Here is a 19973-nt window from a genome sequence, read left to right as displayed (position 1 = left end):
ATGCGTTTACTGGCCACCAGGAGCTTCACCATTAATGATGAACTCTACAAGGTCGTCGACCTGCTGAATAAAACCCTAAAGGATTATAATTTAATGTTCGGCCTGTCCCGGGACGCCGGTAGCCAGACCATGACCCTTTCCATTTACGAGGTGTAGCTTTGCTAATCCTGGTTACTAACGACGATGGCATCAACGCCCCGGGTATCAAAGCCCTGAGCAGGTCCCTGGCCAGGGTAGGTAGGGTAGCAGTAGTAGCTCCGGAAAAGGAGCGTAGTGCCATTGGCCACGGTATCACCATGCATAAACCCCTGCGGGCTACGGAGGTTACCTGGGAGGGACCCGTAGAGATGGCCCTGGCCGTCAACGGCACCCCGGCCGATTGCGTTAAACTGGCCCTGGATGCCCTCTTGGATGAAGAACCATCCCTGGTTGTCTCCGGCATTAACATGGGAGCCAACCTGGGTACGGATGTCCTCTATTCCGGTACCGTCTCGGGGGCCCTGGAGGGCTGTATCAACGGCCGGCCTTCCCTGGCTGTATCCCTGGCGGGGGAGGGCGGGGTTGATTTTTCCTTTGCCGCTGATTTTACGAGCCGCCTGGCAGGAGTGATAATTAAACGGGGTCTCCCGGCGGGGACCCTGTTAAACCTGAACATTCCCTGCCTGCCGCCAGGGGAGATAAAGGGCCTGGCCATTACCCGCCTGGGACGGCGTCGCTACTGCAATACCATTACTCGCCGTCTGGACCCCCGGGGGCGGGCTTACTACTGGCTGGCAGGGGAGGTAGAAGACCTGGACCAGGAACCGGATACCGATATCGGCGCCCTGGGGCAGGGAAGGATCTCCATTACCCCCCTGCACCTCGACCTTACCAATTACTCCTATCAGCAGGAGCTGGCAGCTTATTTGTCGTTCCTCTGGCCCGGCCAGGGGAATAGGTAAAAGTGCCCGGGGGATATTTCTCCCGCTACCAGGAGAATCAGCAGGTAAAACAAACTGCTACCGGCCAGGGTCTGGAACAGGCGCCATGGTTCCGGTGTAGCTACCAGCAGCCGCCAGAGAAGGGAAGCCCCAAGGAACATTCCCGCCCCGGCTACGGCTGGCCAGTAAACAAAGGTCCGGAAGTCCAGGTGAAAACCGGTCTGCCGGATCAGGGCCAGAAGGTTCAGGATGGCGGTAACGGCAGTTCCCAGGTTTACCCCAAGGGCGGCGCCGGCAATACCCAGCACCGGCGTCAGGTAATAGATCCCCAGGAGGTCGACAATACCTCCGGCGACAGTCGTCCAGAGGATGGTAGACATGGACCCCAGGCCATTCAGGATGCCCACGGTAGTCTGCTCCAGGTAGATAAAGATACTCCCCCAGGCGAGGATTTTCAGGGGTATACCGGCCTCAGGAGTGGCGAAGATAAGGCCGCAAATGGGGGCGGCAAAGAGGTAAAAGGTTATGGCAAAGGGCAGGCTGCTATAAATAGTCATCTTTAAAGACTGCCGGCAGCGTTTATTTAATAAATCGCAATCCCCAACTGCCCTAGCCTCAGAAATGGCGGGCACCATGGTCATGGCCAGGGCCACAGTGATAACCATGGGCAGGTATATCAAAGTAAAGGCAATGCCTGCATACTGGCCGTAAATGGTTGTGGCCTCCCGCATGGTCACCCCCCAGGCCTGGAGCTGGCGAGGGATTAACAAGGCTTCAATAGTTAACATAATACCTCCGGCCATACGGGCCAGCATCACCGGGATGGCCAAACGGACCAGGGGAAGAATATCTGCTTTCAACGAGCCTGTCTGGTCGGCAGCGATATCGTAATACGGCCGGGCCAGGTTAAAGATAAAGACGCTAATCCCCAGGCCTGCCAGTTCTCCCAAAACCATACCTGCCGCCAGGCCGGCCGCAGCCATGGCCACGCCGTAGGGGAGCAAATAAATGCCCAGGAAAAACCCGGCACTCACCCGCACAACCTGTTCAACAACCTGGGCCAGAGCCACCGGTCGCATCAACTGCCAGCCCTGGAAGTAGCCCCGAAAGGCCGAACAAATACAGACTACCGGCAGGGCCAGGATCATCACCACAAAGGCCTGGTAAACCCGGGTATCGGCAAACATCCTGCCGGTTAAAAAGGGAGCCAGCCGCCACAACACCAAGGCGGCCAGTAAGCCGCTAAGGGTCAAAAAAATAAGGGATAGGCGAAAGACGCTGCGTACCTGTCCCCAGCGGGCCAGGGCTATCCTTTCGGCTGTTAGTTTAGCCAGGGCAACGGGTATGCCGGCGGTAGTGACCATAAGCACCAGGCTATAAAAAGGGAAAACCATTTCATAGAGGCCCATACCTTCGGCCCCTATGTAGCGCACAACCAGCATTCGGTAGCCAAAGCTCAGGATGCGGTTCAATAAGCTGGCCACCATCAGGATAACTGTCCCTTGCCAGATGGATACCCCTGCCATAATTTTCACCCCTCGTCCTATTATGCTTATTCCGGATCCTTAATGTTTAGAAGAACCATTTATAGGGAAAAGTAAAAACTGCCTCAGCAAAAAATATTTCGCCGAAAAAAGAGGATTTTTTCAAAGGGAAGGCAAATATATTCCTTATTAAGTTTTTGTTAACCGATGAAGGATGAGGAGGGCTAATTTTAATGAAGGTTTACCCCAGTACCAGCATCAGGAACGTAGCTATAGTCGCCCACGGCGGTGCCGGTAAGACCAGCCTGACGGAAGCGCTCCTTTATAACGCCGGTGCTACCAAACGCCTGGGGCGGGTTGACGAGGGTAATACTGTAACCGACTACCTTCCCGAAGAAATTAAGCGCAAGGTTACTACCAACTCCGCATTGGCCGTGGCCGAGTGGCAGGATAATAAGATAAATCTACTGGATACCCCCGGTTACAGTGACTTCTTTGGCGAGGTGGTAGGCGCCCTGCGGGTGGTAGATAGTCTGCTGGTAGTAGTTAGCGCTGTGGCCGGGGTAGAGGTCCAGACAGAGGTTGTATGGGAAACGGCGGACAATCATCATCTGCCGCGGATCACCTATGTAAATAAAATGGACCGGGAGAACGCCAATTTCCAGAAAGCTGTGGAATCGATGCGAGAGCGTTTGAGCGGCCATATAGTCCCTGTCCAGTTGCCCATAGGCGAGGCGGAAAACTTTACCGGAATTATCGATATCCTCAACCAAAAGGCCTATACCTACGATAACGGCAGTGAAAAAGAGATACCAGTTCCGGCGGAATATGCCGATGAGGTTGCCAGCCTGCGGGAAGCCTTGATTGAAGCTGCTGCCGAAGGCGATGATGAACTGCTGATGAAATACCTGGACGGAAAAGAACTTTCCAGCGAAGAAATCCGCTCCGGCTTGAAAAAAGCCGTTGCCGAAGGCAAGGCCATTCCTGTTCTCTGCGGCTCAGCCTGGAAGAATATGGCTGTCAAACCCGTCCTGGACTATATAATAAACTACCTACCTTCCCCCGTTGAAGCTACCGGCAAGGATGCCGCCGCCCTCGAGGGTGAGAACCTGGCTGCCCTGGTATTTAAGACCATAGCCGATCCCTATGTTGGTAAATTAAGCATGTTCCGGGTCTATAGCGGCGTTCTGAAATCCGACTCCACGGTCTACAACGTCAACCGGGAAAGCGAGGAAAAAATCGGCCAGCTCTTCTCCCTCCAGGGCAAAAACCAGCTGCCGGTCACGGAGATGAAACCAGGGGATATAGGAGCTATAGCCAAACTCCAGGTTACCACCACCGGTGACACCCTTACCACCAAAGCCAACCCGGTCCGCCTGAAAGGTATTGACTTCCCGGAACCGACCCTGCCGGTGGCCATCAAACCTAAGAGCAAGGGCGATGAAGATAAACTCAGCAACGCCCTGGCGCGGTTGCTGGAGGAAGACCCCACCCTGCGCCTGAACAAAAATACCGAGACCAGGGAAACCATCCTCACCGGAATGGGAGAATCCCACCTGGATATCACCCTGGAACGGCTGCAGCGCAAATTTGGCGTGGAGGTGGAAATGAGCACCCCCACAGTACCTTACCGGGAAACCATTCGCGCCGCAGTTAACCATATAGAAGGTAAGCATAAAAAACAAACGGGCGGCCACGGCCAGTACGGCCACGTCTTTATCGACATGGCTCCCCTGCCGGATAAGGAATTTGAATTCACCGAGACCATCTTCGGCGGCGCCGTGCCGCGCCAGTATATCCCGGCGGTTGAGAAGGGTATCCGCGAGGCCATGCAGGAAGGCATCCTGGCCGGCTACCCGGTGACTAATATCAAGGTCAACCTGGCCGACGGTTCTTACCACCCGGTTGACTCCTCTGAAATGGCTTTCAAGGTTGCTGCCGGCCTGGCCTTCCGCAAAGCAGTAGAACAGGCCAAACCGGTGTTGCTTGAGCCCATAATGAACGTGGAGATAACGGTACCTGAACAGTTTATGGGCGACATTATGGGCGATTTAAACAGCCGCCGCGGCCGTATCCTGGGTATGGAACCCCAGGGTAAAAACCAGGTCATCCGCGCCCAGGTTCCCCTGGCAGAAATGTACCGTTACGCTATTGACTTGAAGTCCATCACCCAGGCCCGCGGCCACTTTAAAATGGATTTTGCCCAGTACGAAGAGGTCCCGGCCAGCATTGCTGAGAAGATCATCCAGCAGGCTAAAGCTAAAAAGGAAGAGTAACGAAGAAGTCTACCAGTACCATTGCCCCCTCTACGGAGGGGGCTTTACTCAATAAGCTCAAAGTGTAGGCGACAGTATCGGTATGAATTGGCCAATGCTAACCAGGGGTATGGAATGGGGAAATTTAAGCGGAGCAGAGAGGGAGAAATTAGGGCAAAAAGAAAACCAGCTTTCTCAAGCTGGCGAACTCTAAAATGCAGTTGTTTGCGGTTTGTTTGCAGTTTGGATGGCGTAGGTGGAAGCTACGCCATCCAAAACCCTACAACACTTGAAAATCCAATTTTTTATGGCAGGGGTGGCAGGGCTCGAACCCGCAACCAACGGTTTTGGAGACCGCTACTCTACCAGTTGAGCTACACCCCTACAGCAACTTTATTATAAACCCTTTACTGCCTAGAGTCAAGACATCGCGATCACTCAGTAAAATATAACCGGATTTATCATCAGGCAGGTTTCTTTTGACATAAGGCGAATATAGATATAATGTCAAGTATCTCGAGGTGTTGTCTTTGGTCTATGCCGACCTCCACATCCACACCCTGGCCTCGGACGGTAGCCTGGCGCCGGCAGCAATCCTGGAGCTTGCCAGGCAGAAAGGTCTCAAGGCCCTTAGTTTTACCGATCACGAAAGCCTTTCCGGTTATATCCAGGTGTACAACCAGGCTCGGGAACTCGGCCTGGAGCTCCTCCCCGGTATTGAGATGGTCACCAGCTTCCGGGGGCGGGAAATCCACCTCCTGGGCTATAATTTCGACCCCACGGCCCCGGTACTGGCCTCCGCCCTGGAGGAAATCCGCCGGGAGCGCCGGATAATTGCCCGCCAGGTTATTCGCCGCCTGCAAAACCTTGGTTTTAATATCAGCTGGGAACAGGTTGAGGCCCTGATTCCCCCCGGGGGTGTCCTGGGGAAAAACCATATCCTCCAGGTTCTAAGACATTGCGGTTATATCGACAACCAGGAAAAAACCATTGAATTCCTGCGTCGCTACCTGGGACCTGGAGGTCTGGCCTACATTCCTTACGAAGGTAATCCCTTACCCAGAGCTGTAGCCCTGATCCATGCAGCCGGGGGGATAAGCGTGCTGGCCCATCCCGGCCTAATCAATGATGATACCCTGGTCAATTGCATCCTGGAAGAGGGCATTGACGGCCTGGAAGTATTCTATTATTATCTAGGGAGTAAACGCCGGGAGTTAATCCATTCCTACTACCGCCTGGCCAAGGAACGCCACCTCCTGATAACCGGCGGTACTGATTTTCATGGCCTATATGCGCCGGTGGCACTTGGGACCATGGGTATTTCTGCTGCCATGCTGGCCGGGTTAAGTAAGCACCAACCGCCGGGCGCCAATATTTCCCCTGGGGAGGTCTCATTTTTAAGATGAAAATTGCCGTCCTAATGGGTGGCCCCTCTTCCGAAAGGGAGATTTCTTTAAAAAGCGGGTCTGCCGTTGCCGCCGCCCTGTCCGGCCTGGGTCACCAGGTGATAACTATAGATCTGAACAGGGAGGTAGTAGCCAGGTTAAAAAACTTCGCCCCCGACGTTGTCTTTAACGCCCTCCACGGTAAACCCGGGGAAGACGGTTCTGTCCAGGGCCTGCTGGAGGTCCTGGGCCTGCCTTATACTGGCAGCCGCGTCCTGGCCAGTGCCATAACAATGGATAAAATTATGACTAAACGCGTCCTGCTCCAGGCCGGTATCCCCACCCCCAAATTTTTAGCCTGGACCGGTGCTGAATACGCCACCGGCAAGAAAGAGATAAAGGCGGCGATATTAAAGGAACTAGGTTTGCCGGTGGTCATTAAGGCCCCGACCCAGGGTTCCACCATTGGCACCTTTATCGTCAGGGAAGAAGGGGAACTGGAGCCGGCCATAGCCGGGGCCCTGAAATATGACCTTTCCTTTATGGCCGAAGCCTACCTGGCAGGCCCGGAGATCACGGCTGCCGTCCTGGGGAACCGGAAACCCCAGGTCTTGCCTTTAATAGAAATCGTCTCCCATACCGGCTTTTATGATTATCAGGCCAAGTACACCCCCGGCCTGAGTGATCATATTATCCCGCCCCGATTGCCGGATGACGTCCTGGCAGCAGCTACCTCCCTGGCCGGCCGGACCTATGCCCTCCTGGGTTGCCGCGGTTTCGCCCGGGTGGATTTTATCGTGGCGGGGGGCCGGGAGCCCCAGGTCATTGAAGTCAATAGCGTCCCGGGGATGACCGCCACCAGCCTGGTACCGGACGCCGCCCGGGCGGCAGGATTGGATTTTCCGGATCTGGTCCAGAAAATCGTCGACCTGGCCCTGGAGCCTTGAAACCAACCTGAAAATAGTATATCAGTACCATTTTTATCCTCTGCTAATGCCGCCTGGCTGCATGGACGTCTGATTTGCCCCGGACCTGGGAATGATGGCGGGGCGTTTTTCTTTTATGAGGAGGGGAGGGAGGAATACCCTTGCTCCATGACGAAATATAGAGGACAACCCTGCAGGAGGATTCGGCATGAAATTAAATCGTTTATGGTTCTGTCTTTTAATTATAATCCCGGGCTTCCTGGTCGCAGCCTACCTGGGCTCCCACTTCCTGACCGACTGGTACTGGTTTGCCGAAGTGGGCTACCGCCAGGTCTTCCTTACCCGGTTGCTATCGGAAGTGGGAATACGCCTGGGGACTATAGCCTTTTTCTTCCTTTTCTTTTATCTAAACCTCCTTTTTACCCGTAAAAGCCTCCACCTATCGCCTCCTGAAGGGCGGGAAAATTGGACTTTAAAGGAATACCTCATCGACCGTTTTATTACCAGCAGGCGTTTGGGTATCCTGTATCTTTTACTAAGCCTGGCGGGGGCCCTCATCTTCAGCCCCCTGGCCGCCGGTAAGTGGCTGGTGGTCCAGGAGTACCTCAGGGCCACCCCCTTCGGCCTTGCCGATCCCCTTTTTGGCAGGGATGTTAGTTTCTATATCTTTAAACTGCCCCTTTACCATTTTCTCTATAAATTGCTGATAACGGCTGTGGTTGGGGCCGTCCTGGTCACCGGCTTCTTCTACTTCATCTTTAACCCGCGGGAGCTCCTGGGCCTGCGGCGGGGCCATTTTTCCCGTCCTCTGGTCCATTTTTCCACCCTGGTAGCCCTACTCTTTCTAATTCAAGCCTGGGGGTTCCGCTTGCAGGCCCTTGATCTGGTTCGATCATCCCGGGGTGTGGCCTTCGGCGCCAGCTATACCGATATCCACGCCCTCCTTCCTGGCTATAACATCCTGGGATGGGTAGCCGTAGCCTGCGGCCTGATTATTGTCCTTAACGCCTTTCGCCGTAACCTAAAGCTAGTCAGTGCCGGTATTCTATCCTTTATGGCCGCCTATTTCCTGCTGGTGATAGCTGTACCCCTGGCAGTGCAAAAATTCCAGGTCGAGCCCAACGAGTTCGCCCGGGAGGAGCCCTACCTGCGCTATAATATTAACTTTACCCGCCGGGCCTATGGACTGGACAGGATCACCATCCAGGAATTCCCGGCTCTGGACAACTTGACCCCCGCCAGTCTGAGGGAAGAAGGGGCCACCCTGGACAACATCCGCCTGTGGGATTACCGACCCCTGGAGCAAACCTACAGCCAGCTCCAGGAGATCCGTTCTTATTATAGTTTTAAGGATATCGATGTCGACCGCTACACCCTGGATGGCAGGGAGCGGCAGGTCATGCTGGCGGCCCGGGAACTGGACCAGAACAAATTGCCTGACCGGGCCCGGACGTGGATCAACGAAAAAATGCGCTATACCCACGGCTACGGTCTGGCCATGAACCCGGCCAACACCGTTACTGCCGGCGGCCAGCCGGAGTTTATCGCCGGCGACCTGCCCTTTCACAGCAGTGCCGGCCTCCAGGTTAATGAGCCCCGGATCTATTACGGTGAACTGACCGGTGATTATGTCATTACCGGCGGTACGGCAGCTGAATTTGATTACCCTGTCACGGGAGAAGATAATTTCGTTGAAACCCGATATCAGGGAAGAGGCGGGGTTCCCATTAATACTCCCTGGCGGCGGCTGGTCTTCGCTTTTCGCTTTCACGATTACCGGCTGCTGATGAGCAACGGGCTAACTCCCCAGAGTAAGATACTCTATTACCGCAATATCCAGGAACGGGTGCGGAAGATCATGCCCTATTTGCGCTATGACGCTGATCCCTACCTGGTTGTTGCCGGGGGCCGCCTTTACTGGTTCCTAGACGCCTATACCATTACTAATATGTATCCCTATTCCGAACCAAACAGCGGCGGCTTCAATTATATTCGCAACTCTGTCAAGGTGGTTATCGATGCTTATAACGGTAGTGTTGACTACTATCTTGTTGACCCGGGAGACCCCCTGGCCCAAACCCTGGCCAGAATTTTCCCCGGGCTATTCAAGCCCCGGGAAGACATGCCGGCCGGGCTGCAGCAGCACCTGCGTTATCCCCCCGACCTTTTAAGCATCCAGGCCCAGATGTTGACTAACTACCATATGGAAAACACCATGCTTTTTTATAACAAAGAGGATGCCTGGAGTATAGCTGAGGAAATGGTCGGCGATAAACGCCAGGCCATGGATCCCTATTACACCCTGATGCGTTTACCCGGGGAAACACAGGCGGAGTATATCTTAATGCTTCCCTTTACACCAGCCCGTAAGGTCAATATGATAGCCTGGCTAGCAGCCCGCAATGATGGTCCCCATTACGGCCAGCTTTTGTTATACCAGTTCCCTAAAAACCGCTCTATTTATGGCCCTATGCAGGTCGAAGCCCGTATCGACCAGGAACCGCGTATCTCCCAGCAGCTAACCCTCTGGGACCAGCATGGCTCCCAGGTCATCCGGGGGAATCTTCTGGTAATCCCCATTAAAGGCTCCCTGCTTTATGTAGAGCCAATCTTCCTCCAGGCCCAGGAAAGTAAATTACCTGAACTGCGCCAGGTGGTAGTTGCTTACGAAGAAAAAATAGCCATGGCCGACACCCTGGCCGGGGCCCTGCAGGTCATCTTCGGTACCCAGACACCTGCACCCGCCGCCAGTCCTCAACCGCCATCCCAGGCTGCAACAGGCAGCCCAGGTAACCTGTCGGAACTCATCAAAGAAGCCAACCGCCTCTATAGCGAAGCCCAGGACAGGCTAAAACAGGGTGATTGGGCCGGTTACGGGGAAAACCTGAAAAAGCTGGAGCAGGTCCTCCAGGAGATGGGACAAAAAGTAGCTGAATGATAATCACCGGGAAGGAGAAATTGAACATGGTGTGGAACTAATATTTTTCAGGCCGAGTTCCAGGGAGTGAGAGGATCATGGTTTATTCCTTTCCGGAAGAAGATCGGGAATATCTAACAGAAAAGCTGGCCATCATCGGTGAACTGGCCGCTGGTATGGCCCATGAAATCCGTAATCCCTTGACTTCTATCAGGGGGTTTCTCCAATTACTCCGGAGTAAATACGACCCCGGGGCACCAGAACAGGAATACTTCGAAATCATGCTGGACGAACTCGATCGCATAAATAATATTATTAAGGAATTCCTTTCCCTGTCCAAACCCTCTCAACCCCAGTTGCAGATAGTATCCTTCGACCAGCTGGTGACCGAGGCTTTACTCCTGGCGGAGCAGGAAGCCATCATGAATGAAGTAAAACTGGAGCAACACCTGGCCCATGATCTGCCCCTTTTATGCCTGGATCCCGCCCAGATTAAACAGGTGATCCTGAACCTCACTTCCAACGCCCTCCACGCTGCCGGTCCGGGGGGCAAGGTAACCGTCTGCTGTTATTTAGATAAAAAAGCGAAGGAGGTAGTTACCACCATTAGTGATACTGGTCCCGGGATCCTCCCGGATCAGCTCAAGCTAATTTTTGAGCCCTTTTATACCACCAAGGAAAATGGCACCGGCCTGGGTTTAACCTTAAGCAACCGTATCATCAAGGGCCATGGTGGTAAAATAAAGGTTAAAAGTAAAGTGGGAGAGGGGAGTTGTTTCAGCATCCATTTACCTGCATCTTAAAAACTGGAACCAGTGGATAAAGTGGATAACATTGTAGATAACTTCTATTGATGTCATATTATGGATGGTGGAGAAATGAAAATTACCGACAATGCCCGGACTATCCTCGAAAAACGCTACCTGAAGAAAGAAAACGGCGTTCCGGTGGAAACACCGGAAGAGATGTTCCGCCGGGTAGCAGCAGCAGTGGCAGGGGCCGAAAGGATTTTTAATCCCGCCCTCACAGAAGCTCAGGTGGAAGAATATGCCGACCGCTTCTACCGGCTCATGACCAGTTGGGACTTTCTCCCCAACAGCCCGACCTTGATGAATGCCGGCCGGGAGCTGGGCCAACTCTCGGCTTGTTTTGTGTTACCCGTGGATGACAGCATGGATGCCATTTTTACGGCTGTGAAGGATGCGGCCCTGATTCATAAGAGCGGGGGAGGGACAGGCTTTTCCTTTAGCCGTCTGCGTCCCAAGAACAGTCCTGTCCGCTCCACCGGCGGTGTCGCCTCTGGTCCTGTGTCCTTTATGAAGGTCTTTAATGCTGCCACCGAAGCCATTAAGCAGGGAGGGACCAGACGGGGGGCCAACATGGGCATCCTGCGGGTTGATCACCCAGACATCCTGGAGTTTATCTCCTGCAAAGAAAATAACAATGAACTGACTAACTTTAACATCTCTGTAGGCCTGACCAGGGAATTCATGGACGCCCTGGCCCGGGACGATTACTATGAACTAAAATTCGAAGGCCGGGTGTATCAAAGGTTAAAAGCGCAAGAGGTATTTGCCGAGATTGTCAACCATGCCTGGGCGAACGGGGAGCCGGGCATCATCTTTTTGGACCGCCTCAATGAGGATAATCCCACCCCCGAGCTGGGCGAAATCGAGGCTACCAACCCCTGTGGTGAACAACCGCTCCTCCCCTACGAGGCCTGTAACCTTGGCTCCGTGAACCTGGCTAATATGGTCCGGGATGGGGGAGTTAACTGGGACAAGCTGGCCGATACGGTCCGCCTGGCGGTACGCTTCCTGGACAATGTCATTGAGATTAATGAGTTCCCCCTGGAAAAGATTAGCGTCATGGTCCGAGGAAATCGCAAGATCGGCCTGGGGGTCATGGGGTGGGCCGATATGCTCTTCCAGCTCCGGCTACCCTACGATTCCGAAGAAGCCGTGGAACTGGGCCGTAAAGTTATGGCCTTTATCCAGAAGGAGGCCCATGGAGCTTCCCGGGATCTGGCGGGCGAGCGAGGCAGCTTCCCGAACATTGATAAAAGCATTTACCGGGGGCAACAGCTCCGCAACGCCACCTGCACCACCATTGCCCCGACCGGTACCATCAGTATGATTGCCGGCACCACTTCGGGTATTGAACCTGTCTTTGCCCTGGCTTATACCAAAAACGTACTGGACGGGGCCAGCCTGGTAGAAGTAAATCCTGTTTTCCAGGCTTATGTCGAAGAAAACTTTCCTCCGGAACAAGCCCGGTCGATTTTTAATCGCATCGCCGCCGGTGCCAGGGTTAGTGAAATTGAATATATCCCGCCGGAGATGCGCCGGGTGTTTGTTACCGCCCTGGAGATCAGCCCGGAATGGCATATACGTATGCAAGCAGCCTTCCAGGCCAGTACTGATAACGCCGTTTCCAAAACAGTTAACTTCCCCTCCGAGGCCACCAGGGAGGATGTGCGCCGAGCCTATGAACTGGCCTATCAGCTGGGATGCAAAGGCGTTACCGTTTACCGCTCCGGCAGCCGGGAAAAGGAGGTCCTGATTACAGGGGCTAAAAATAAACCTGTCAGGGATAGGGAACCGGCCAGGGAGAAAACCTATCCCCGGCCGCGGCCCAAGCGTACCTGTGGTGTCACCGAGCAGGTGAAGACCGGATGCGGTAAAATGTACATTACCGTCAATTATGATCGTGAAGGTTTAATCGAAACCTTTGCCACCACCGGTTCCTCCGGCGGCTGCAGTGGTTTTACCGAAGGTGTCAGCCGGCTTATTTCCCTGGCCCTGCGGGCCAACATCGCCCCGGAGGCCATAATCGACCAGCTTACTTCCGTCAGTTGTCCTAACTTTTTACGCCGCCGGGCCACCGATAAAAGTATAATTGGCAAGTCTTGCCCGGATATCATCGGCCGCGTCCTGGCCCGGGAGTTGAAAAACTGGCACGACCACGGTCCCTATCAGGTACCTCCCGATTTCAGCGATAAAGCCCTGGCCGAAATTAGTGCCACCGCCGATGCTGCGACTCCGGTTCTAAATCCCCTGAGCGCCGCCGAGGAGGCCGAGCTTATCGCCAGGGGTATCTGCCCCGAATGTGGCTCAACCCTCTATTTCCAGGAAGGTTGTGTTACCTGTAGCTGCGGTTTCAGTAAATGCGGTTAAAAAACGGCCCCTTAAGGCCGTAATAGAGTTCCCGCTAACTGGGATTTAAATAGTGAAGGGCTTTAGCCGTTATAAGAACTAACATGTACAACCTGGTAACCCCGGTCTTCAAGGGCCGGCAGGAGACTACTCACATCATCCGTTGCCAGCCGCAGGACAACATAGGTATAGATATCGTCTTTATGGCGGTTAGCGACATTGATAATGTTGATGCCGGCCTCCTTGACCAGCCGGGCAATATCAGCCAGGACTCCGATGCGGTCCACTACCTTCAGGGTCAGGCGGATACCCGGCCGTCGCAAGCCGAAGAGTTTAATCAGGGCTTCGAAGAGATCAGTCTGGGTAATGATGCCCACCAGTCTCTCTTTTTCCATTACCAGGAGGTTATCAATCTTATGCTCCCGCATTAAAAGGGCTGCTTCTTCAATGGTCATATCCGGGGGAACGGTAACCGGGCGTTTAATCATGGCGTCCTTAACGGTCATCTTGGCAACCAGGTAGTTAACTTCAAAAACACTCAGGGTGGAAGCAGGAGAGGGTGAAACCCTCAGGATATCACGTTCGGTTACTAGCCCGATAAGGCGTCCATCCTGGATCACCGGGAGGCGCCGGATTTTATTTTTCTTCATTAGCTCCAGAGCATCCAGGACAGATGTCTCTTTGGTAACGGTAATAGGGTCGGGAGTCATATGGTCCCGGACAAACATCCTGACCAACCTCCTTGTCAATGGTCTAAGAATCTATTTCGGTTAGCCCTTTATAAATCCTGCCGGCGCGGGGAGAAGATTATAAATATTTTTGGAGGGGGGGAGACTAGATGCTGGCTTACGCTCTACCGGGGCAAAAAATTATTATTAACCAGGTAGTCTTGGATTTTAACGGCACCATAGCCTGCGATGGGGAACTCCTTCCGGGGGTAGCCCCGCGCCTGCAAGCCCTGGCCACTGATGTAAAACTCTACGTCCTCACGGCCGATACCTTTGGTACGGCAGCTTTGGCCTGCCGGGACCTCCCCGTGCAGTTAATGAAAGTCGACCAGTTGCAAGGGGGAGAGGACAAGGAGCGCCTGGTGGTCCGCCTGGGAGCAGAGCATACGGCTGCCATTGGCAATGGTAATAACGACGTCCAGATGCTCACCCGGGCCGCCTTGGGTTTACTTGTCCTCGGGCCGGAGGGTTCCTCGGGCAGGGCCCTCCAGGTTGCCGACGTTGTTTTCAGCGATATCCTGGCGGCCCTGGATTTCCTCTTAAAACCAAAGCGGGTAGTAGCTACCTTACGGCCATAGTGCTATAATAACTTCAGTAAGGAGGGAGACCCATGATCCTGGCCAGGGATATTATGACCACCGATGTGGTAGTGGTCCACCCGGAAGACCCGGTAGGGGATGTTGTTAAACTCTTTTTGGAGAAGGGCATTACCTGCGCCGTTGTGGTAGATCAAAAGGGTAAGCTCCAGGGGATCGTCACCGATGGTGATATCATGGCTGCCATCCGCCAGCGGCGGCCGGTATACGTAGACCTTTTCAACTCGGTCTTTGTCCTGGAAGACACCAGCGATCTAAATGCGAAGATTAAAACCCTAACCTCCAGGCCGGTGAAGGAGATTATGACCCGTAAGGTCATTACGGCCAACGAGGAAGCTACAATCGCCGAAGTTGCCGGTTTAATGACCGACCACAGAATAAAGCAGGTACCCATTACCAGTCAGGATCGTCTGGTGGGCCTGGTACGGCGCCACGATATTGTCCAGGCCGTAGCCAGGAATACCCCTTAGAGAGGGGTATCCTTAATTGCATATTGGTATATTTACCGATAGCTACCTGCCCTATACGAGTGGTGTCGTCAGATCGGTAGTTACCTTCAGCAGGGAACTCCGGGCCCTGGGACACAGGGTGGTAATCTTTGCCCCAGCTTATGGTCACCATGATCCTGAAAGGGATATCTACCGTTTTCGTTCCTTCAGGGCGCCGACCTTTAAAGAGTTTGCCCTAGCCATCCCGGTAGCGCCGGGCCTTACCAATACCTTACGACAGCTGGGAATCGATTTGATCCACGTACATTCCCCCTTTTTGATGGGCCAGTTGGGGGTCAGAATGGCCCGCCGCTTGGGTCTGCCCCTGGTAGCTACTTATCACACCCTTTATGAGGAATATATCCATTACTTTCCCCTGGCTCCCGGGCTCCTGCGCCGGGTTGTCCGGAATTATACTCTATCCTTTTACAACGGCTGCCGGCTGGTAATTACCCCTACCGATACTATAGCACGTTACCTGCAGGAAAATGGGCTCAAAGTACCAGTTGTTAGCATTCCCACAGGAATAGAGCTGGAACGTTTTCAGGATGTTGACACTGGCTGGTTGCGCCGTCACCTGCAGCTTCCAAGGGAAGAGATCATCCTTCTCCATGTAGGCCGTTTGGGCAAAGAAAAAAATATCTCTTTTGTCCTCCAGGCCTTTGCTAAAATCCATGGCGAGGTACCGGCGACCCGTCTGGTCCTGGTAGGTAGTGGCCCCTTAAAGGGGGAGTTAGAGCACCAGGCCCATTCCCTGGGAATAGCCCAAGCGGTTACCTTTGCCGGTTCCTTTTCTTTTGAACAAATGCCAGCCGTCTATGCCGGCGCTGATTTATTTGTCTTTGCCTCCGTTACCGAGACCCAGGGCCTGGTAGTGGGGGAGGCTAAAGCTGCCGGTTTACCGGTAGTTGCCGTACGGGCCCGGGGAGTGCAGGAAATGGTAGAAGACGGCCGGGATGGTTTCTTAGTCCCTTTAGATATTGAGACCTTCAGTGCCCGTATAAGACAACTGGTCCTTGATGCCGGCCTCCGTAAGGAAATGGGTCGGCAGGGACGCCTTAATGCTAGTTCCCTTGCGGCGGCGACTATGGCCCGCCGCCTGGCAGACCAATACCAGGAGTTACTTGGATAGGAGTGTTGATACCTTGAATAAGGTTCGGGTTCGCTTTGCCCCCAGTCCCACTGGTAGCCTCCATATCGGTGGCGCCCGCACAGCTTTATTTAACTGGCTTTTTGCCCGGCACCACAACGGTACCTTTGTCCTGCGGATCGATGATACCGATACCGAGCGATCCACAGAAGCTTCTTATAAGGAAATCCTGGCGGCCATGGGCTGGCTGGGCCTGGATTGGGATGAAGGGCCGGAAAAGGGAGGCCAGTTCGGGCCTTACCTCCAGTCCCAGCGCCTGGAACTCTATCGCCGGGAGGCCGCCCGCTTGTTGAACGAGGGTAAAGCCTACTTGTGTTACTGTACCGTTGAAGAGCTGGCCGAAAGGCGCCGGCAGGCCCAGGCCGAAGGCCGACCGCCCATGTATGACCGCCGCTGCCGTTACCTCACTCCTGCCGACAGGACCCGCCTGGAACAGGAAGGAAGGCAACCTGTCATCCGCCTGGCCGTGCCGGAAACTGGGACAACCGTCGTTAAGGATCTTATCCGCGGCGATGTCGCCTTTGAAAATGCGACCATTGACGACTTTATTATTTTTAAGTCCAACGGTATGCCCACCTATAATTTTGCTACGGTAATCGATGACCATTTAATGCAAATCAGCCATATCATCCGGGCTGAAGAGCACCTCTCCAATACCCCTAAGCAGATTTTGGTTTACCAGGCCCTGGCATATGAACTGCCTGCCTTTGCCCATGTACCTATGATCCTGGCCCCTGATCGCAGCAAACTGAGTAAACGCCACGGGGCTACTTCGGTGGAGGAGTACAGGGATGAGGGGTATTTACCCGAAGCCATCATTAATTACCTGGCCCTGCTGGGCTGGTCGCCGGAAGGCGAGGAAGAGATTATCCCCCTGGAGAAAATAATCGAGCAATTTTCCCTGGAACGGGTATCCAAGAACGCCGCCATTTATGATACTAAGAAACTGACCTGGATCAATGGCCACTACCTGCGAGAAGGCAATCTGGACCGGATAACCAGGCTGGCTCTACCCTTTTTGCAGGCTAAAGGTTTACTACCAGACCCGTTACCCGAGAAGGATTACAACTATGTCCGCTCCGTTATCGCGGCCGTCCGCGACCGGGTCAAGACCCTGGCAGAGGTTGCCGATGCCGCCAGTTACTTCTTTACTGATGTAACCAATTATGAAGAAAAGGGGATTCGTAAACACTTTACCAGGCCCGGGGCTGCGGCTTTGCTGGATGAAGCGCGGGAACGACTAGCTACCCTCCCTGAATTTAATGCCCAGGCAGCCGAGGAGGCCTATCGTTCCCTAGCGGAAGGTAAGGGGATAAGCACAGGACAGTTATTCCATCCCACTCGTCTGGCAATCTCCGGCCGTACCATGGGACCAGGACTCTTCGAGATTATGGAGCTCCTGGGCCGGGAAACTGTGCTCGCCCGCCTGGACCGGGCCGCCAGGTGGATCCGGGAAAACCTGGCTTAAAAAACCAGATAATTAAAGGGCTGACAGCATTAGCTGCCAGCCCTTTAATTTTAATAGAAAAACCCTGCTAAGCAGGGTTTTTCTACGCTTATGGCTGCGGGACCAGGATTCGAACCTGGGCAACATGATCCAGAGTCATGGGTGCTACCGCTACACCATCCCGCATCATTTTTCGCGCAGGGATTATATTAGCACAAAAACAGACAGAAGTCAAGCCTGATTTCTTAAGCCCACCCTTCAAATCCCTGGCGTTCCCCTTCCTAAAAGCTGCCCCCAGGATCCGGCAGGAAACTTGGTGGTAATGGGACGCAACCTTGCCTACCTGCCACCCTTGACAGGGAAATAGCAGCCGCGTTATATTTAGAACAACCTGAAGGGGGTGTAACTATTGCGAGCCCGTATCCTGGTTGTCGATGACGATGCCAAGATTACTTCTATGCTCAAACGCGCTCTGACCTACGAGGGCTATGATGTAGAAATAGCTGCCAATGGCCACCAGGCCCTGGCCCTGGCGGCCAATAATCCAGATTTAATTATCCTGGATATCATGTTACCCGGCATTGACGGCCTGGCTGTCTGCCGCCAGATACGGTCCAACAGCGATATCCCCATCTTGATGTTGACCGCCCGGGACGATACCGCCGACCGGGTCCTCGGTTTGGATACCGGGGCTGATGACTATCTGGTCAAACCCTTTGCGCTGGAAGAATTACTGGCCCGGATCCGCGCCCTTTTAAGACGCCGATCCCGGGAAACAGAGGCAGAGGTGCTCCAATTCAGTGATCTGACCCTGAATACGTCCACCAGGGAGGGCTTTCGGGGCCAGCGCAGCTTTTCCCTGACGGCCAAGGAATATGAACTACTGCTTTATTTCCTCCAGAACCCGCACCGGGTCCTCACCAGGGATGAACTCATGACCCGGATCTGGGGTTATGACTTCAGTGGTGAATCCAATGTCCTGGAGGTTTATATCGGTTACCTGCGGGCTAAACTAGAAGCCGGGGGCGAGCCTCGCCTTATCCAGACAGTCCGGGGTGTGGGTTATGTCCTCAAGGAGCAGCAGCCATGACCCTGCGTCTACGCCTCACCCTGCTGGTTACCATTACCCTTGGTTTAACCTTCATTGTCCTGGGTGGACTGGTCTATTTCCTGATGGGACATTACCTGACCAATGAAATTGATCGTTCCCTGGTCGCCCGGGCCCAGGAGGTTGTCCGTTCTTTTCGAGTAGAGGGAAACTTGCGCTTGCAGCGCATTACGCTGCCCAATGTGAATGTTTTCTCGGCTCCGGATACCTTTATCCAGATAGTTGATATAAATGGTTTCGTAGTCACCCGTTCTGATAATCTGGGTCAACAATCTTTACCCCTTGGACCGCAAACCCTCATTCAAGCCGGGGAAGGCATCGCCTTTTTTGAAACCGAGATAGTCGGTAACCATCCCCTGCGACTTTATAATGTACCCCTTTTATTGCAAAACCAGCCGGTAGGGCTTCTCCAGGTAGCCCGCCTTCTCAGTCCCGTCCAGCAGACCCTGGGCAACCTGCGCCGGGTACTGCTCTTCCTGGGGCTTTTATTAATCTTCCTGGCTGCCACCCTTGGTTATATCTTAGCCCGTACTGCCCTGCGGCCCATTGATCGTCTAACCCAGGTGGCTGAACAAATAGGGGAGGGCAAGGATCTGGATCAGCGGGTTCCCTACCAGGGCCCTATGGATGAAGTCGGCCGGCTGGCTGCTACCTTTAATGCTATGCTGGCCCGGCTTCAGCGAGCCTACACCCGCCTGGAGGAAGCCTATAGCGCCCAGCGGCGCTTCGTAGCCGACGCTTCCCATGAACTGCGCACCCCCCTGACTACCATCCGCGGTAATGTCGACCTATTACGGAAAGTACAGGGTCAAGGGGAAGCATGGCAGGATGAAGCCCTGGCCGATATTGCCAGTGAGGCCGAGCGAATGAGCCGGCTGGTCAATGACCTCTTGACCCTTGCCCGGGCTGACGCCGGTCAGGAGATAAAACGTGAACCACTGGAAATACTTCCTCTCTTACAGGAGGTGGCCCGCCAAGCACCTTTATTGGGAACGGCCACCTTCACAGCCATCGGATTGGAAAACCTGGCCGGAGTCCACATCATGGGAAACCGGGATTACCTCAAACAGCTATTCTTTATCCTTCTGGATAACGCCTTTAAATATACCCCTTCCGAAGGTAAAATCGATTTAATAGTTAACGTTGAACCCCAGCAGCGGTTGATCATTAAAGTCAGGGATACCGGCCCGGGTATCCCTCCCCGGGATCTGGAGCATATTTTTGAACGGTTCTATCGCGCCGATGCTACCCGCAGCAGTGAAGGAACCGGACTGGGCCTGGCCATAGCTCGGTGGATAGTTGAACAGCACCAGGGTCATATCGGGGTTGAAAGTACGGTGGGGAAGGGCACCACCTTCACCATTACCATCCCCCTGTTGAAAGGTTGATTTCTTATCTTTTTCTCAGGTTAATT

General features: G+C 54.0%; 16 protein-coding genes and 2 tRNA genes. 14 read left to right on the top strand and 4 right to left on the bottom strand.

Annotated features, from left to right (window positions below; genetic code table 11):
- Both MOTHE_RS05380 and surE read left to right on the top strand, forming a co-directional pair.
- On the top strand, positions 1 to 156 hold the full coding sequence (locus MOTHE_RS05380; protein ID WP_011392659.1) for a YpmA family protein: 156 nt from the start codon (positions 1 to 3) through the stop codon (positions 154 to 156).
- Positions 157 to 158: 2 nt separating this feature from the next.
- A complete protein-coding gene (gene surE, locus MOTHE_RS05375) occupies positions 159 to 941 on the top strand; it encodes a 5'/3'-nucleotidase SurE (RefSeq protein ID WP_011392658.1) in 783 nt (260 codons plus the stop codon).
- Here the strand turns inward: surE and MOTHE_RS05370 are convergent.
- On the bottom strand, positions 902 to 2446 hold the full coding sequence (locus tag MOTHE_RS05370) for a putative polysaccharide biosynthesis protein (protein WP_011392657.1): 1545 nt from the start codon (positions 2444 to 2446) through the stop codon (positions 902 to 904). The two genes, surE and MOTHE_RS05370, sit on opposite strands and share 40 nt — an antisense overlap.
- A 191-nt stretch (positions 2447 to 2637) precedes the next feature.
- Between MOTHE_RS05370 and fusA the strand changes: the two genes are divergently transcribed.
- Positions 2638 to 4680 (top strand): elongation factor G, encoded by a 2043-nt coding sequence (fusA, locus tag MOTHE_RS05365; protein WP_011392656.1) that lies wholly within the window; start codon positions 2638 to 2640, stop codon positions 4678 to 4680.
- 287 nt (positions 4681 to 4967) lie between these two features.
- Here the strand turns inward: fusA and MOTHE_RS05360 are convergent.
- Positions 4968 to 5043 (bottom strand) — tRNA-Trp (locus MOTHE_RS05360).
- A 137-nt stretch (positions 5044 to 5180) separates the two neighbouring features.
- On the opposite strand from MOTHE_RS05360, the gene MOTHE_RS05355 reads away from it, so the two are divergent.
- From MOTHE_RS05355 to MOTHE_RS05335, 5 genes are all read left to right on the top strand, one after another.
- A complete protein-coding gene (locus MOTHE_RS05355; protein WP_162490054.1) occupies positions 5181 to 6065 on the top strand; it encodes a PHP domain-containing protein in 885 nt (294 codons plus the stop codon).
- Positions 6062 to 6991: a D-alanine--D-alanine ligase gene (locus MOTHE_RS05350; protein ID WP_011392654.1), complete on the top strand. Its 930-nt coding sequence runs from the start codon at positions 6062 to 6064 to the stop codon at positions 6989 to 6991. Before MOTHE_RS05355 ends, MOTHE_RS05350 begins: the two co-directional genes overlap by 4 nt.
- A 187-nt stretch (positions 6992 to 7178) precedes the next feature.
- Complete coding sequence (locus tag MOTHE_RS05345; protein WP_011392653.1) at positions 7179 to 9908, top strand: UPF0182 family membrane protein; 2730 nt, start codon at positions 7179 to 7181, stop codon at positions 9906 to 9908.
- Positions 9909 to 9985: 77 nt separating this feature from the next.
- Complete coding sequence (locus tag MOTHE_RS05340; protein ID WP_011392652.1) at positions 9986 to 10690, top strand: ATP-binding protein; 705 nt, start codon at positions 9986 to 9988, stop codon at positions 10688 to 10690.
- Between the two features lie 75 nt (positions 10691 to 10765).
- Positions 10766 to 13063, top strand: coding sequence for a vitamin B12-dependent ribonucleotide reductase (locus MOTHE_RS05335; protein WP_011392651.1), 2298 nt, complete (start codon positions 10766 to 10768; stop codon positions 13061 to 13063).
- A gap of 62 nt (positions 13064 to 13125) precedes the next feature.
- Here the strand turns inward: MOTHE_RS05335 and MOTHE_RS05330 are convergent, their stop codons facing one another.
- On the bottom strand, positions 13126 to 13770 hold the full coding sequence (locus tag MOTHE_RS05330) for a CBS and ACT domain-containing protein (protein ID WP_011392650.1): 645 nt from the start codon (positions 13768 to 13770) through the stop codon (positions 13126 to 13128).
- A 110-nt stretch (positions 13771 to 13880) separates the two neighbouring features.
- Here MOTHE_RS05330 and MOTHE_RS05325 point away from each other — a divergent pair, with 110 nt between their 5' ends.
- The 4 genes from MOTHE_RS05325 to gltX are packed head-to-tail and all read left to right on the top strand — an operon-like array spanning position 13881 to position 17472.
- Positions 13881 to 14348, top strand: coding sequence for an HAD family hydrolase (locus MOTHE_RS05325; protein WP_011392649.1), 468 nt, complete (start codon positions 13881 to 13883; stop codon positions 14346 to 14348).
- Between the two features lie 32 nt (positions 14349 to 14380).
- Positions 14381 to 14836, top strand: a complete 456-nt coding sequence (locus MOTHE_RS05320; protein ID WP_011392648.1) for a CBS domain-containing protein — start codon at positions 14381 to 14383, stop codon at positions 14834 to 14836.
- A gap of 16 nt (positions 14837 to 14852) precedes the next feature.
- Entirely contained in the window at positions 14853 to 15986 is a 1134-nt protein-coding gene (locus MOTHE_RS05315; RefSeq protein ID WP_011392647.1) for a glycosyltransferase family 4 protein, read from the top strand.
- 13 nt (positions 15987 to 15999) lie between these two features.
- The gene (gene gltX / locus MOTHE_RS05310) at positions 16000 to 17472 is read left to right on the top strand and encodes a glutamate--tRNA ligase (protein WP_011392646.1); all 1473 of its coding nucleotides are present in this window, start codon (positions 16000 to 16002) and stop codon (positions 17470 to 17472) included.
- 91 nt (positions 17473 to 17563) lie between these two features.
- Here gltX and MOTHE_RS05305 read toward each other — a convergent pair.
- A tRNA-Gln gene (locus MOTHE_RS05305) sits at positions 17564 to 17637 on the bottom strand.
- 223 nt (positions 17638 to 17860) lie between these two features.
- Here MOTHE_RS05305 and MOTHE_RS05300 point away from each other — a divergent pair.
- Entirely contained in the window at positions 17861 to 18541 is a 681-nt protein-coding gene (locus tag MOTHE_RS05300) for a response regulator transcription factor (RefSeq protein WP_011392645.1), read from the top strand.
- On the top strand, positions 18538 to 19947 hold the full coding sequence (locus MOTHE_RS05295) for a sensor histidine kinase (protein ID WP_011392644.1): 1410 nt from the start codon (positions 18538 to 18540) through the stop codon (positions 19945 to 19947). Before MOTHE_RS05300 ends, MOTHE_RS05295 begins: the two co-directional genes overlap by 4 nt.
- The last annotated feature ends 26 nt before the right edge of the window (positions 19948 to 19973 follow it).

The sequence above is a fragment of the Moorella thermoacetica genome, from assembly GCF_001267405.1.
In the GTDB taxonomy this organism is placed as follows: domain Bacteria; phylum Bacillota; class DSM-521; order Neomoorellales; family Neomoorellaceae; genus Neomoorella; species Neomoorella thermoacetica.
The sequence above is the reverse complement of the archived record's forward strand: the minus strand, read 5'-3'. Positions and strand labels throughout refer to the sequence as shown.